Here is a 13,842-nt window from a genome sequence, read left to right on the forward strand (position 1 = left end):
GTCAGGCCTTCTTCGCGCCCGGGAAGCCCAGCTTCTCGCGCTGCTCGTAGTACGCCTTGGCCACCGCCTGGGCCAGCGCGCGCACGCGCAGGATGTAGCGCTGGCGCTCGGTCACGCTGATCGCACGGCGTGCATCGAGCAGGTTGAAGGTGTGGCTGGCCTTCATCACCTGCTCGTAGGCCGGCAGCGGCAGGTTCACTTCCACCAGCTTCTGCGCTTCGCGCTCGCAGGCGTCGAAGCGGTGGAACAGTTCTTCCACGTCGGCGTATTCGAAGTTGTAGGTGCTCTGCTCCACCTCGTTCTGGTGGTAGACGTCGCCGTAGGTCACCGGCTGGCCGTCCGGGCCGTAGGTCCAGACCAGGTCGTAGACGTTGTCGCAGTTCTGCAGGTACATGCACAGGCGCTCGAGACCGTAGGTGATCTCGCCCAGCACCGGGCGGCACTCCAGGCCACCGGCCTGCTGGAAATAGGTGAACTGCGTCACCTCCATGCCGTTGAGCCAGACTTCCCAGCCCAGGCCCCAGGCACCCAGCGTCGGCGATTCCCAGTTGTCCTCGACGAAGCGCAGGTCGTGCACCAGCGGGTCGATGCCCAGCGCCTTCAGCGAATCCAGGTACAGCTGCTGGATGTTGTCCGGCGCCGGCTTCATCGCCACCTGGTACTGGTAGTAGCGCTGCAGGCGGTTCGGGTTCTCGCCGTAGCGGCCGTCGGTCGGGCGGCGCGAGGGCTGCACGTAGGCCGCGTTCCAGCCTTCCGGACCGATCGCACGCAGGAAGGTGGCCGGGTGGAAGGTGCCGGCGCCCACCTCCAGGTCGAGCGGCTGGATGAGCACGCAGCCCTGCTGGGCCCAGAACTGGTTCAGGGTCTGGATCAGGCCCTGGAAGGTGATCGGAACGGTCGGGGTCGCGGACATGCGTACGAGTCTTGGCCGGCAAGGGGGTGCGCTAGTATAACGGCCGACCTGCGGGGCATTCCGTACCCGGGAGGAGCAGGCAGATGGAACATCGGCTGCCGGCAGGCACGCCCGGCGAGGCGGGCGGCGTCCCGCTGCCCTGGGGACGGCTGCATTTCGAGCAGATTGCCGCGGCCCTGGCCGCCGATGGACTGGTGGCCGAGCAGGACCGCGAGCGCATGCGGTTTTCCGCAAAGGGCGCGCGCAACGCCAGTGAAGTGCATCCGCTGGTACTGCTGTCCAACCTCAAGCTGGCCGCCACCGGCGGCGGCGAACTGACCCTGGAACGCCTGACCGAGTGGCTGGCGCAGCGCACCGGCAGCCGCTACCTGCGCATCGACCCGACCCGTGTGGACGTCGCCGCGGTCACCGCGCTGGTGTCGCATGCCTACGCCCGCCGCCACCGCTTCCTGCCATTGGCAGTGGATGCCGAGCGCGTGCTGGTGGCCACCAGCGAGCCGCTGGTGCAGGAATGGCGTCGTGACCTGCAGCACCTGACCCGCCGCCGCATCGAGCTGGCGGTGGTCAATCCGCTGGACCTGCACCGCTACACCATGGAGTTCTACGGGGTGACGCGCTCGGTGCGCGGCGCCCGTGGCGATGTGCGCGGCGAGGCCAGCACCACCCTGCCCAGCTTCGAGCAGCTGGTCGAGCTGGGCCGTACCGGCGACGTCAACGCCGACGACCAGCACATCGTGCACATCGTCGACTGGCTGCTGCAGTACGCCTACGAACAGCGCGCTTCGGACATCCACCTGGAGCCACGCCGCGAGATGGGGCGCATGCGCTTCCGCATCGACGGCGTGCTGCACAAGGTGTTCGAAGTGCCGCCGGCGGTGATGACCGCGGTGGTCAGCCGTATCAAGGTGCTGGGCCGCATGGACCTGGCCGAGCGCCGGCGCCCGCAGGATGGCCGCATCAAGACCCGCTCGCCGGGTGGCCGCGAGGTCGAAATGCGCCTGTCGACCATGCCCACCGCCTTCGGCGAGAAGTGCGTGATGCGCATCTTCGACCCGGATGCGGCCTTCAAGAGCATCGACCAGCTCGGTTTCAGTCCGCAGGAAGCCGCCGGCTGGAATGCGCTGGTCGAGCGCCCGCACGGCATCGTGCTGGTCACCGGCCCGACCGGCTCGGGCAAGACCACCACCCTGTATTCCACGCTGAAGCGGCTGGCCACGCCGGACGTGAACGTGTGCACGGTGGAGGACCCGATCGAGATGATCGCGCCCGAATTCAACCAGATGCAGGTGCAGGCCAACATCGACCTGGACTTCGCCAGCGGCGTGCGCACCCTGCTGCGACAGGACCCGGACATCATCATGATCGGCGAGATCCGCGATCTGGAAACCGCGCAGATGGCGGTACAGGCCTCGCTGACCGGCCACCTGGTGCTGTCCACCCTGCATACCAACGATGCGCCGTCGGCGGTCACCCGCCTGCTCGACCTGGGCGTGCCGCATTACCTGCTGGCCAGCACCCTCAACGGCATCCTCGCCCAGCGCCTGGTGCGCACGCTGTGCCCGCACTGCAAGCAGCCGCACAGCCTCGGCGCCGCCGATTGGGCGGTGCTGGCTGATAGCCATGGTGCATATCCAGATGCCGCCACGCCCTGTCGGCCGGTCGGCTGCCTGGAGTGCCGGCGCACCGGATTCCTCGGCCGTATCGGCCTGTATGAGTTGCTGCCATTGGGCTCGCGGCTGCGCGGGCAGATCCGCGCCGACATGGATCTGGCCGGCTTCACCCGTGCTGCACGGGCTGAAGGGCTGCGAACCCTGCGCCAGGCCGGGCTTGAAAAGGTGGCGCAGGGGCTGACTACAATCGAGGAAGTCCTGTCAGTCCTGCCGCCCCCGGATGAACCCAGCTCCGTTCCTGATCCTTGAAACCGGCCGCCCGGTGCCGTCATTGCGCCGCTACGGGCGCTTTCCGCACTGGATCCGCGTCGCCGCCGGACTGGACGAGCACGAGACGGTGGTAATTGATGTCGAGCACGGTGACGCCCTGCCTGATCCGCACGCCTTCGCCGGCGTGCTGGTGACCGGCTCGGCGGCGTTCGTCACCGACCACGCCGACTGGAGCGAGCGCAGTGCCGCGTGGCTGCGCCAGACCGCGCACGAGGACCTGCCGGTGTTCGGCATCTGCTACGGCCATCAGCTGCTGGCGCACGCGCTGGGGGGCGAGGTGGCCTACAACCCGGCCGGCCGCGAGTCCGGCACGATCGAGCTGGAACTGCAGCCGCAGGCCGCGCAGGACCCGCTGTTCCAGGGCCTGCCGCAGCATTTCGCCGCGCACGCCACCCATCTGCAGACCGTGCTGCGCGCGCCCGACGGGGCCGAGGTGCTGGCCCGTTCGCCGCTGGACGGCTGCCACGCCTTCCGCTGGGGGCGCCAGGCCTGGGGCGTGCAGTTCCATCCGGAGTTCGCCACCCACCATATGCGTGGCTACGTGCGTGCCCGCGCCGACTGCATCGGCCGCCATGGCGGCTGCGCCCGCAGCATCGAGCGCGCGGTCAGTGCCGCGCCGCTGGCCCGTCAGCTGTTGCGGCGCTTCGTCCGCCAGGCACGGCTGTCTTCAGCCCAGCCGGCGGCAAAACAGGGATAATCGGCGGCACGGGCAGCCGCCCGGCCCCCTCCTGTCCTTCCCGGATGTCCATGAAAGAGATTCGCAAGCTGCCGGCTTCGGCGGGCGCCCAGTGGTTGCTGGATACGTTCTCCCTGTACCGGCGTGCGCCGCTGCAGCTGGCCCGGATCGGCCTGACCTGGCTGCTGGTGAGCTGGGTGGTCACCCTGTTGTCGACGCTGATTCCGGGCGCCGCCGGCATGGCGGTGCAGCTGATGACGCTGGCCATCTCGCCGATCATGTTCGGCGGCATGCTGTATGCCGTGGGCGAGATCGACGAAGGCCGTCCGGGCCTGGCTTCGCACCTGCTGCAGCCGGTCCGCGACCACCGCGTCAGCCATCTGCTGGTGCCGCTGGCCATCCAGGTGCTGGCGGTGCTGCTGCTGGGCGCGCTGCTGTTCCTGATGATCGGCCGCGAGGGCTTCACCGCCTTCAGCGAGGTCATGACCAAGATGGAAGAGATCAGCCGCAGTGGCCAGCAGATCAAGCCGGACGATGCCGCCGCGCTGGTTGCCAACCTACCGGCCAAGCGCATCGCGCTGTGGATGCTGCTGGTGTTCCTGAGTGCGGTCGCACTGTCGCTGGCGATGTTCACCCAGCCGGCGCTGGTGGTGTTCGACAAGCAGAGCGGCATGCACGCGCTGCGCCTGAGCCTGCAGGGCTGCATCGAGAACATCGGCGCGATGATCGTGTTCGCCGCACTCGGCCTGATCGCCGCGTTCTGCATGTACATCCTGTTCGTGATCGTGATCCAGATCGCGATGCTGATCGGTGGCCCGCTGGCCGCCGCCTTCATCGCCCAGCTGGTACTGACCACGGTGCTGATGCCGCTGTATGTCGGCGCGGTCTACGCCGCGTGGAAGCAGATGTTCGTGCACCGCGGCAGCCGCGCGGCGCCGCCGATTCCGACCACGCCGACCTCCAGCGACGTGTTCCACGCCTGACCGGTCCCACCGGTAGCGCCGGGCCATGCCCGGCGGTGGCATCACATCGAACCCCGCACGCCGGGCATGGCCCGGCGCTACCGCATCACGCGGCGGGCTTCTTCACTACCGACGATGGCACCAGCCAGCGTGCGGCGTGGATGCCCAGCTCGTACAGCAGGCACATCGGGATCGCCAGCATCAGCTGCGACACCACGTCCGGCGGGGTCAGCACCGCCGCCACCACGAAGATGCCGACGATCGCGTAGCCGCGGCCTTCCTTGAACTGCTGCGGCGTCACCCACCCCAGCAGCACCAGGATCACCATCGCCACCGGCAGTTCGAAACTGCCACCGAAGGCGAAGAAGATCGCCAGCACGAAGTCCAGATAGGCATTCGCATCCGGCGTAATGGCGATCACGTCCGGGCTGAAGGTGGTGAGGAAGTGGAACACCGCCGGAAGCACCAGGAAGTAGGCGAAGGCGCAACCGGTGTAGAACAGCAGCACCGATGACACCAGCAGCGGCACCGCCAGGCGCTTCTCACGCGCATACAGGCCCGGGGCAACGAACGCCCACAGCTGGTACAGCAGCCACGGCACTGCCACGAACAGGGCCACGAAGAAGGTCAGCTTCAACGGTGCGAAGAAGGCACCGGCCGGGTTGGTGGCGATCATCGTCTGCCCGTTCGGCAGCTGCGAGACCAGCGGTTCGGCCAATGCGTTGTACAGCTTCTGGGTGAACGGCAGCAGCGCCAGCAGCACCACGCCCAGGCCCAGCAATGCGCGCACCAGGCGGCCGCGCAGTTCCACCAGGTGTTCGACAAGCGAGCTCTCGCCGAAATCCTGTTCACTCATGGCTGGCGCTCCGTGCTCTGCGCCGGCGGCGGCGTACCCGCTTCTGCGGGCGCGGCCGAAACCGGCTCGGCGGCACCACCGTCCTGCGTCGGTTCAACGGCATCGGGCGCGGCGCTCATGTGCGGCGGCAGGTCCGCTGGTGCCGGTGCACGGACCTGCTGCACCAGATCATCGCCCTGCTGCTGCGCCTGCTGGGCTTCGCGACGGATCGCTTCGCCGCTGGCGCGCAGCTGGTTCTCGGTGTCCTGCATGCCCTGACGCACGTCCTGCATCTGCCGCTTGATCTCCTCGGCCTGCAGCTCGCGTTCCAGTTCCTGTTTCACCGAATCCCATTGATTGCGGGCACGACGCACCCACAGGCCGGCGAAGCGGGCCGCCTTGGGCAGGCGCTCGGGACCGAGCACCACCAGGGCGACCACTGCAATCACCAGCAGTTCGCTGAAGCCGATATCGAACACCGCAACCGCTCCGGATCAACGTGCGTTGCGGTCGTGCTCGTCCTGCGCGGTGCGCGAGGCGTCCTGGCTGCGCGACTCATCGCCCAGCTGCGCGTTCGGCTTGTCTTCGTCGCGCATGCCCTTCTTGAATTCCTTGACCGCCGAACCGAGGTCCTTGGCGCCGCTGGTCAGGCGCTTGGTGCCGAACACCAGCAGGACGATGGCCAGCACGACCAACCAATGCCAGATGCTGAAACTGCCCATAAAGACGCTCGTTACGTTAGTGATCAGGCTGTCGAGCATAGCGCACCGGCTGTCAGCCGGCGCGCGTGACGAAAGTCAGTTTCCGCCCAGCGTTTCCGTACGGATCTCGCCGTCGTTCACCGGCTGGAAGCCCTGCTGCTGCGGCGGCGGGTTCTGCGGCACGTTCTGCAGCGGTGCGGTGGTGGCCTCGGCCGGCGCGGCCGGTGCTGCCTGAACAGGCGCCGGAGCAACTGCCGGGGCCGCTGCCGGGCGTGGCGCGCTGCCGCCGTTGCCGCTGCGGTTGTTGCGCGCGGCGTAGGTGGCCTCTTCCAAGCGATCGCGGAAGGCGACCACGTCCATCGACGGCGAACCGGCGGCGCGGCCTTCGAAGATCATCCGCGGGGTGGTGTTGCTGCCGTAGGCGTCGAGGTTGGCGGCATCGTCGATCTGCAGCACCGCGCCGTCCAGCGCGACACCGGCAAACAGGCCGCGCGCGCGCGACCAGGACCAGATCTCGGCCTTCAGCTGGCCGTCGGTGGCCGCGGCGGCGTTGCGGCCCACCGGACCGGCGGCGACGCCAGCGTCGGCGCCCAGGGTGAACTTGCCGTTGACCAGGTTGTCCAGGCTGCGATCGTTGCGGAACACCAGCACCACGTCCGAGGACTGCACACCGGCCTGGAAGCCGATGCTGCCGCCGGTGAGCTTGACGAACACCGGATTGGACCAGGCGCCATTGGCCATGCGCACCGACATCAGGCCGTGGCCGCGGCGACCGCCGATGACCAGACCGGCCTTGATCGTGTCGGGAATGACGATGACCGCGCGGCCTTCGTCGAGCAACTTGTCAGGGATGCCCTGTTCAGGGATCCCCTGGATTTCAGCCAGCACACGCACAGCGTTGCGCGCACGCTGGTCTTCCTGCGGCCCGGCCATGGCCTGGCTGGACAGCAGACTGGCGGCGATCAGCAGGGCTTGGATCGGGCGACGCATGGCAGGCTCCAGAAGTCAGTCCATAGGAAGATATAGCAAGTGACTGAAATTAGTAGTGTTGTCATGAATCCCCAATGAGCGTTCCCTGCTCACATTGATGCGCGCTATGCCTGCAATCCGAACCCTGCATCCCGGCGCAGCACCGGATCGGCGACAATAGCGCCCATGCTCGACGCACCCGATACCGCCGTGCTGGCGGTCAACCTAGGCACGCCCGAGACGCCGACGGCTCCCGCCGTACGTCGTTATCTGGCTGAATTCCTGTCCGACCCCCGCGTGGTCTCGATCCCGGCGCTGCTGTGGCAGCCGCTGCTGCGCGGGTTGATCCTGCCGCTGCGCAGCGGCCGTTCAGCGGCCAAGTACGCCCAGGTCTGGCTGCCCGACGGCTCACCGCTGATGGTGCATACGCGCCAGCTGGCGCAGGCCATGCAGGCCCTGCTGCCAACCCTGACGGTGCGCCACGCGATGCGTTACGGCGAACCGGCGCTGGCCAGCGAGCTGGACCGGCTGGCCGCCGACGGCGCGCGCCGCATCGTGGTACTGCCGCTGTATCCGCAGTATTCCACCACCACCACCGCCTCGGTCGAAGACCGGGTCGATGCGTGGCAGCGCCGCAACCCGGGCGTAACCATCAGCCTGGTGCGCGACTACTCGGTCGATCCGGGCTGGGTCGAGGCCGTGGCCGGCTCGATCCGGCGCTACTGGGAGCAGCACGGTCGTGGCCAGAAACTGATGTTCTCCTTCCATGGCATTCCGCAGCGCCTGGCCGATGGTGGCGATCCGTATCCACAGCGCTGCGAAGCCAGCGCCCAGGCCATCGCCAACGCGCTGGGCCTGGGCAGGGACGAGTGGCAGATGGGCTACCAGTCTCGGTTTGGCCGCGAGCGCTGGCTGCAGCCATACGCCGAGCCAAGCCTGTGGGCATTGGCCGAATCCGGGGTGAAGCAGATCGACGTGGTGTGCCCGGGCTTCGCCACCGACTGCCTGGAGACGCTGGAAGAGGTCGCGATGGGCTTCACCGAAACGCTGGCCGAGCGCGGCGCGAAAATGCGCTACATCCCTTGCCTCAATGCCGAGCCAGAACATGCGCGCGCACTGGCACGGCTGGCCGTGGCCTCGCTGGCATGAGCCTGCAGCCGCTTGAGCTCGAGGTCGGTGGCGCCCGCGTCGCCGGCCTGCGCAACCACGGCGACGGCCCACGCGTGCTGGCCCTGCATGGCTGGCTCGACAACGCCGCCAGCTTCGTGCCACTGGCCCCGCACCTGTCCTCGCTGCAGCTGGTGGCCATCGACCTGCCCGGTCACGGCCACAGCGCGCATCTGCCGGCCGGTGCCAGCTACACCACGGCCGCCGCGATCTGCCATGTACTCGATGTCGCCGACGCGCTGGGCTGGGACCGTTTCAGCCTGCTCGGCCATTCGATGGGCGCCGGCATCGCCAGCCTCACCGCCTCGGTCAGTGATCGCGTGGAGCGGTTGGTGGCGATCGAAGCGCTCGGCGGCCTGCGCGGTCCGGAAGAAGACACCGCCAACCGCCTGCGCGAGCACGTGAATGCCACGCGTGGGCTGGCGCGCAAGCAACTGCGCGTGTTCCCCGACCTGGCCGCGCCGATCCGCGCGCGGATGATGACCAACCAGCTGAGCGAGCGCTGTGCACGGCTGCTGGTCGAGCGCGGCGTGGAACCGGTCGAGGGTGGCTACCGCTGGTGCAGCGATCCGCGCCTGATGCTGCCCACTGCGATCCGTCTCAGCGAAGGCCAGATCGACAACCTGCTGCAGGCCATCGCCTGCCCGACGCAGGTGATCTATGCCACGCCGGCGCAGTCCTACTATCCCGAGCCGATGCGCAGCGATCGCCTGCAGCACCTGCGCGATGGGCGGTTGGCGGTGTTTCCCGGCAACCATCACCTGCACATGGAAGATCCGGCGCAGATCGCCGAGGTGATCCTGCGCTTCTTCAGCAACGACAACGCCGGCTGAGTCGCGGCGTCCGCGCACTTCACTCTGCGCAGTTGCGGCCGATACATCAGTTGCGGGCCGCTGCGCCTGCAGCACGCAGGTCCGGTCGGGCCTGCGGCGTGTGTCTGGTTCTGCAAGGAAGTCCGCATGCCCGCTCCATTGCACCGTCACCCACAGGATGTGGTCACGGCGCCCCGTCTGCGCGACGTTGATTGCGTCGCATTCCCCGAATTCCCGGTCCATGCCCTGGCCACGCATTCCTGCGTGCGTCACCGCGTGGCCGCTGTCGTCTGCTGATCCAGGAGTCGCCGATGTCCGTTGCATTCTCCCGTCCCCCCGATACCGCTCGCCTGCCGCACCTGCAGCAGCTCGCCCGCCGCGCTGATCGCCGCCTGCTGATCGGCAGCGCAGCACTGGGCCTGGCTGGCCTGGTGCTGGCCCTGCGTGGGCCACAGGTGCAGGCCGCCGTGCTGGCTGCCGCTGCAGTGCTGCCTGCCGCGTGGCTGGGCGGATCCCAGGCTGGCCGTGGCATCGCCCGCAATGGCCTGGCCTCGCTGTTGTCGCTGCAACTGGCCCTGGTGTGCGCGATCGTCGGCCTGTCACCGGCACTGCCGGTTGCCCTGTTGCTGGGCGTGCTGCTGGGACACCGCGATCGGCTGCCGGTGTGGCTGGCCGGTGGGGTCGGCACGCTCGCACTGCTGGCCCCGTTGCTGAGCGGTGCCACAGTGTGGCCGACGCTGCTGCAGGCGGGCATGTTCGCAGGCCTGACCCTGTTCCTCGGCCAGGTCGCACTGCGGCTTCGCCAGCAGACCGAGACACTTGGCCATGGCCCGCGTCGCCTTGCCGCGCTGGCACGCGATATCGCCACCGGCGCCGATCTTGGTGCGCATGCCGACACCAGCGCCTATGCGCCGGGTTCACTGGCCCACGCCCTGGCCGACACTGCACGCCACGTGCAGGCCCAGCGTGGGCGCGAGGCGGCGGCGCACGCCGAGAACGCGCAGATCCGTCAGGCGCTGGATGCCTCGCGCACCGCGATGATGATCGCTGACAACGACCACGTGATCCGCTATGTGAACCGCTCGGTGGTAGCACTGCTGCGCAACCAGCAGGCAACGTTGCGACAGGCCTTCCCCGATTTCGACGCCGAACGCCTGGTGGGCAGCAGCATCCATCGTTTCCACGCCAACCCGGACCGCATCCGCGCCATCCTCAATGGCCTGCAGGTCACGCATAACGGCAAGGTGCAGATCGGCCCGGTGCACTTCGCGCAGGTGGTCACACCGGTGTTCGACGACCAGGGCGCGCGCCTGGGCTTTGCCGTGGAGTGGCATGACCGGACCCACGAACTCACGCTGGAGAACGCCGTGGCCGGCATCGTCGCTGCCGCCGCCGCCGGTGATCTCGAGCAGCGCCTGCAGGCGACCGAAGGCGCCAGCTTCCTCGACGGCCTCACGGGAGGCATCAACCAGCTGCTCGATACGCTGGGCAGCACTGTCGATGAAGTGCGGCAGATGCTCTCGGCGCTGGCCAACGGCGACCTGGACCGGCGCATGCGCGGCGAGTATCACGGCGCCTTCGCGGCCATCCAGCGCGATGCGAACGCCACGGCGGGCCAGTTGGCGCGCATGGTGGGCCGCATCCAGCAGTGCGCATCTTCGATCAGCACGGCGGCCAACGAAATTGCTGCTGGCAATGGCGCCCTGTCCGAACGCAGCGAGCGCCAGGCCGCGCACCTCCAGGAAACCGCGGCGTCAATGGAGGAGCTGACCGCCACCGTGCGCCAGAACGCCGCCCATGCGCGTGAGGCCAGCGAACTGGCGGCCTCCACGCAGAATGCCGCCAGTGATGGCAACACGGCCATGCAGCGGGTCGTCGACACCATGCAGGCCATCGAAGGCGCGTCGAAGCGGATCGGCGACATCACGGGCGTCATCGACGGTATCGCCTTCCAGACCAACATCCTTGCGCTTAACGCAGCAGTGGAAGCGGCGCGCGCCGGCGAGCAGGGCCGCGGCTTCGCCGTGGTGGCCAGTGAAGTGCGGGGGCTGGCACAGCGTTCAGCGGCGGCGGCCCAGGAGATCAAGAAGCTGATCGACGAAGCCGGCCGCCAGGTGGGCGAAGGTGCCCAACTGGTGGCGGATGCCGGCCAACGCATGCAGGGGATCGTGGGGGGGGTTGAGAATGTCAGCCACCTCATGCGCGAGATATCCGCCGCGTCGCAGGAACAGTCGATCGGCATCGAGCAGATCAACCAGACCGTGGTGCAGATGGACCAGGCCACGCAGCAGAATGCTGCGCTGGTGGAGGAAGCAACTGCCGCAGCACGCGAGCTGCAGTCGCAGGCGGGAACGCTGGACGATGCAGTGTCGGTGTTCCGCCAGCAGGAATCACATGGTGTGGCTCTGGTCGCCTGATCTCGGCCTTCAATACAATCCACGTGAAGACGGCGCCCGCAGGGCGCCGTCTTTTTTTGCGTGTTCTGCGTGATGGGTCACGTCGATAGCAGCCCATCGTGATTGGCGCCGTGGTTCCGCACAGAGGCATCCACGCATGGCGTGAATCACCCGGCAAACGATTGCGGCGTAGGCCTGCTGTGGGCAGCGGCCAACCGTGGTTGGCGCCCTGGCTCCGCGCGGAGAGCATCCTCGCATGGCGTGGATCCACCGTTGATCACCCTGCCATCGGTAGTCGGCAACCTTGGTTGGCTCCCTGGTTCCTTGCGGGGAGCATCCACGCATGGCGTGGATCTACCGGGGTTGCCGGCCCGCGGCCGGCACTACCGGCGTTTCCTGCGCACAAAGAAAAACCCCGCTGCGTGAGCAGCGGGGTTTTGGGTGTAAACCCTGGCGATGACCTACTCTCGCATGGCTTGAGCCACACTACCATCGGCGCAGCTGCGTTTCACTTCCGAGTTCGGGATGGGATCGGGTGGTTCCACAGCGCTAATTTCACCAGGGAGGCTTTTGGAGAGTCGCACTCGTCCCGGGGGACAAGGCGCCAGCCTCGCATAGTTCTTGTGACGTAGCGTGCACTTAGATGCTCTTACGACGCTGTCGTAAAGCCAAGGCAACTTGAGGTTATATGGTCAAGCCGCACGGATCATTAGTATCAGTTAGCTCAATACATTGCTGTACTTACACACCTGACCTATCAACCACGTAGTCTACATGGTTCCTTCAGGGGGCTTGTGCCCCGGGAGATCTCATCTTGAGGCGCGCTTCCCGCTTAGATGCTTTCAGCGGTTATCGCTTCCGAACATAGCTACCCGGCAATGCCACTGGCGTGACAACCGGAACACCAGAGGTTCGTCCACTCCGGTCCTCTCGTACTAGGAGCAGCCCCTCTCAAATCTCCAACGCCCATGGCAGATAGGGACCGAACTGTCTCACGACGTTCTGAACCCAGCTCGCGTACCACTTTAAATGGCGAACAGCCATACCCTTGGGACCGACTACAGCCCCAGGATGTGATGAGCCGACATCGAGGTGCCAAACACCGCCGTCGATATGAACTCTTGGGCGGTATCAGCCTGTTATCCCCGGAGTACCTTTTATCCGTTGAGCGATGGCCCTTCCATACAGAACCACCGGATCACTAAGTCCTAGTTTCCTACCTGCTTGATCCGTCGATCTTGCAGTCAAGCACGCTTATGCCTTTGCACACAGTGCGCGATGTCCGACCGCGCTGAGCGTACCTTCGAGCTCCTCCGTTACTCTTTAGGAGGAGACCGCCCCAGTCAAACTACCCACCATACACGGTCCCCGACCCAGATAATGGGCCCAGGTTAGAACGTCAAGCACGACAGGGTGGTATTTCAAGGATGGCTCCACTGCAGCTAGCGCCACAGTTTCATAGCCTCCCACCTATCCTACACAGACGAACTCAACGTTCAGTGTAAAGCTATAGTAAAGGTTCACGGGGTCTTTCCGTCTTGCCACGGGAACGCTGCATCTTCACAGCGATTTCAATTTCACTGAGTCTCGGGTGGAGACAGCGCCGCTGTCGTTACGCCATTCGTGCAGGTCGGAACTTACCCGACAAGGAATTTCGCTACCTTAGGACCGTTATAGTTACGGCCGCCGTTTACTGGGGCTTCGATCAAGAGCTTCGCCTTGCGGCTGACCCCATCAATTAACCTTCCAGCACCGGGCAGGCGTCACACCCTATACGTCCACTTTCGTGTTTGCAGAGTGCTGTGTTTTTGATAAACAGTCGCAGCGGCCTGGTTACTGCGACCCTCTTCAGCTATAGCTCGCACGAGCCACCAAAAAGGGTGCACCTTCTCCCGAAGTTACGGTGCCATGTTGCCTAGTTCCTTCACCCGAGTTCTCTCAAGCGCCTGAGAATTCTCATCCTACCCACCTGTGTCGGTTTACGGTACGGTCTGCGTAAGCTGAAGCTTAGGAGCTTTTCCTGGAAGCGTGGTATCAGTGACTTCGCCATAAAGGCTCGTCTCGGTGCTCGGTCTTAAAGGATCCCGGATTTGCCAAAGATTCAAACCTACCGCCTTTCCCCAGGACAACCAACGCCTGGTACACCTAACCTTCTCCGTCCCTCCATCGCACTTACGCGAGGTGCAGGAATATTAACCTGCTTCCCATCGACTACGACTTTCGTCCTCGCCTTAGGGGCCGACTCACCCTGCGCCGATTAACGTTGCGCAAGGAAACCTTGGGCTTTCGGCGTGCGGGTTTTTCACCCGCATTATCGTTACTCATGTCAGCATTCGCACTTCCGATACCTCCAGCAGACTTCTCAATCCACCTTCAACGGCTTACGGAACGCTCCTCTACCGCGCATACAAAGTATGCACCCCAAGCTTCGGTTCTGTGCTTAGCCCCGTTAAATCTTCCCCGCAGACCGA

Annotated in this window: 11 protein-coding genes and 2 rRNA genes (1 of these 13 only partly in view); 6 read left to right on the forward strand and 7 right to left on the reverse strand. The window is 66.1% G+C overall.

Going from position 1 to position 13,842, the window contains the following annotated elements; translation table 11 throughout:
* Window position 1: 1 nt before the first annotated feature.
* A complete protein-coding gene (gene glyQ / locus ACZK29_RS21580) occupies window positions 2-913 on the reverse strand; it encodes a glycine--tRNA ligase subunit alpha (protein WP_049430272.1) in 912 nt (303 codons plus the stop codon).
* Window positions 914-996: 83 nt separating this feature from the next.
* Here glyQ and ACZK29_RS21585 point away from each other — a divergent pair, with 83 nt between their 5' ends.
* From ACZK29_RS21585 to ACZK29_RS21595, 3 genes are read left to right on the forward strand one after another with little or no spacing between them, the layout of a single operon-like run.
* A complete protein-coding gene (locus ACZK29_RS21585) occupies window positions 997-2,832 on the forward strand; it encodes a GspE/PulE family protein (RefSeq protein ID WP_459047200.1) in 1,836 nt (611 codons plus the stop codon).
* On the forward strand, window positions 2,804-3,550 hold the full coding sequence (locus ACZK29_RS21590; RefSeq protein ID WP_062605304.1) for a glutamine amidotransferase: 747 nt from the start codon (window positions 2,804-2,806) through the stop codon (window positions 3,548-3,550). The genes ACZK29_RS21585 and ACZK29_RS21590 overlap by 29 nt, the downstream gene beginning before the upstream one ends.
* A gap of 50 nt (window positions 3,551-3,600) precedes the next feature.
* A complete protein-coding gene (locus ACZK29_RS21595; RefSeq protein ID WP_111204336.1) occupies window positions 3,601-4,512 on the forward strand; it encodes a BPSS1780 family membrane protein in 912 nt (303 codons plus the stop codon).
* A gap of 85 nt (window positions 4,513-4,597) precedes the next feature.
* On the opposite strand, the gene tatC is transcribed toward ACZK29_RS21595, so the two are convergent.
* The 4 genes from tatC to ACZK29_RS21615 all read right to left on the reverse strand — a co-directional run bounded on the left by tatC (window position 4,598) and on the right by ACZK29_RS21615 (window position 7,017).
* Window positions 4,598-5,347, reverse strand: a complete 750-nt coding sequence (gene tatC / locus ACZK29_RS21600; protein WP_010482410.1) for a twin-arginine translocase subunit TatC — start codon at window positions 5,345-5,347, stop codon at window positions 4,598-4,600.
* Complete coding sequence (tatB, locus tag ACZK29_RS21605) at window positions 5,344-5,805, reverse strand: Sec-independent protein translocase protein TatB (RefSeq protein WP_106549796.1); 462 nt, start codon at window positions 5,803-5,805, stop codon at window positions 5,344-5,346. The genes tatC and tatB overlap by 4 nt, the downstream gene beginning before the upstream one ends.
* Window positions 5,806-5,820: 15 nt before the next feature.
* Window positions 5,821-6,048: a Sec-independent protein translocase subunit TatA gene (gene tatA, locus ACZK29_RS21610; protein WP_005420453.1), complete on the reverse strand. Its 228-nt coding sequence runs from the start codon at window positions 6,046-6,048 to the stop codon at window positions 5,821-5,823.
* A gap of 75 nt (window positions 6,049-6,123) precedes the next feature.
* On the reverse strand, window positions 6,124-7,017 hold the full coding sequence (locus tag ACZK29_RS21615) for a lipid-binding SYLF domain-containing protein (RefSeq protein ID WP_106549795.1): 894 nt from the start codon (window positions 7,015-7,017) through the stop codon (window positions 6,124-6,126).
* Window positions 7,018-7,182: 165 nt separating this feature from the next.
* Here ACZK29_RS21615 and hemH point away from each other — a divergent pair, with 165 nt between their 5' ends.
* From hemH to ACZK29_RS21630, 3 genes are all read left to right on the forward strand, one after another.
* On the forward strand, window positions 7,183-8,145 hold the full coding sequence (gene hemH, locus ACZK29_RS21620) for a ferrochelatase (RefSeq protein ID WP_478446491.1): 963 nt from the start codon (window positions 7,183-7,185) through the stop codon (window positions 8,143-8,145).
* Complete coding sequence (locus ACZK29_RS21625) at window positions 8,142-8,996, forward strand: alpha/beta fold hydrolase (protein WP_197620591.1); 855 nt, start codon at window positions 8,142-8,144, stop codon at window positions 8,994-8,996. Before hemH ends, ACZK29_RS21625 begins: the two co-directional genes overlap by 4 nt.
* Window positions 8,997-9,286: 290 nt before the next feature.
* A complete protein-coding gene (locus tag ACZK29_RS21630) occupies window positions 9,287-11,392 on the forward strand; it encodes a methyl-accepting chemotaxis protein (protein WP_478453100.1) in 2,106 nt (701 codons plus the stop codon).
* Between the two features lie 427 nt (window positions 11,393-11,819).
* Here the strand turns inward: ACZK29_RS21630 and rrf are convergent.
* Together rrf and ACZK29_RS21640 are read right to left on the reverse strand one after the other, a co-directional pair.
* Window positions 11,820-11,934 (reverse strand): 5S ribosomal RNA (gene rrf / locus ACZK29_RS21635).
* A 125-nt stretch (window positions 11,935-12,059) separates the two neighbouring features.
* Window positions 12,060-13,842 (reverse strand): 23S ribosomal RNA (locus ACZK29_RS21640); it runs 1,095 nt beyond the window's last position.

It is taken from the genome of Stenotrophomonas sp. 89682_Sma, assembly GCF_056481405.1.

Bases quoted from the DNA above. Each gene is read 5' to 3' on its own strand.
- glyQ (WP_049430272.1), bottom strand. From the start codon at position 913: ATGTCCGCGACCCCGACCGTTCCGATCACCTTCCAGGGCCTGATCCAG.
- ACZK29_RS21585 (WP_459047200.1), top strand. From the start codon at position 997: ATGGAACATCGGCTGCCGGCAGGCACGCCCGGCGAGGCGGGCGGCGTC.
- ACZK29_RS21590 (WP_062605304.1), top strand. From the start codon at position 2,804: ATGAACCCAGCTCCGTTCCTGATCCTTGAAACCGGCCGCCCGGTGCCG.
- ACZK29_RS21595 (WP_111204336.1), top strand. From the start codon at position 3,601: ATGAAAGAGATTCGCAAGCTGCCGGCTTCGGCGGGCGCCCAGTGGTTG.
- tatC (WP_010482410.1), bottom strand. From the start codon at position 5,347: ATGAGTGAACAGGATTTCGGCGAGAGCTCGCTTGTCGAACACCTGGTG.
- tatA (WP_005420453.1), bottom strand. From the start codon at position 6,048: ATGGGCAGTTTCAGCATCTGGCATTGGTTGGTCGTGCTGGCCATCGTC.
- ACZK29_RS21615 (WP_106549795.1), bottom strand. From the start codon at position 7,017: ATGCGTCGCCCGATCCAAGCCCTGCTGATCGCCGCCAGTCTGCTGTCC.
- hemH (WP_478446491.1), top strand. From the start codon at position 7,183: ATGCTCGACGCACCCGATACCGCCGTGCTGGCGGTCAACCTAGGCACG.
- ACZK29_RS21625 (WP_197620591.1), top strand. From the start codon at position 8,142: ATGAGCCTGCAGCCGCTTGAGCTCGAGGTCGGTGGCGCCCGCGTCGCC.
- ACZK29_RS21630 (WP_478453100.1), top strand. From the start codon at position 9,287: ATGTCCGTTGCATTCTCCCGTCCCCCCGATACCGCTCGCCTGCCGCAC.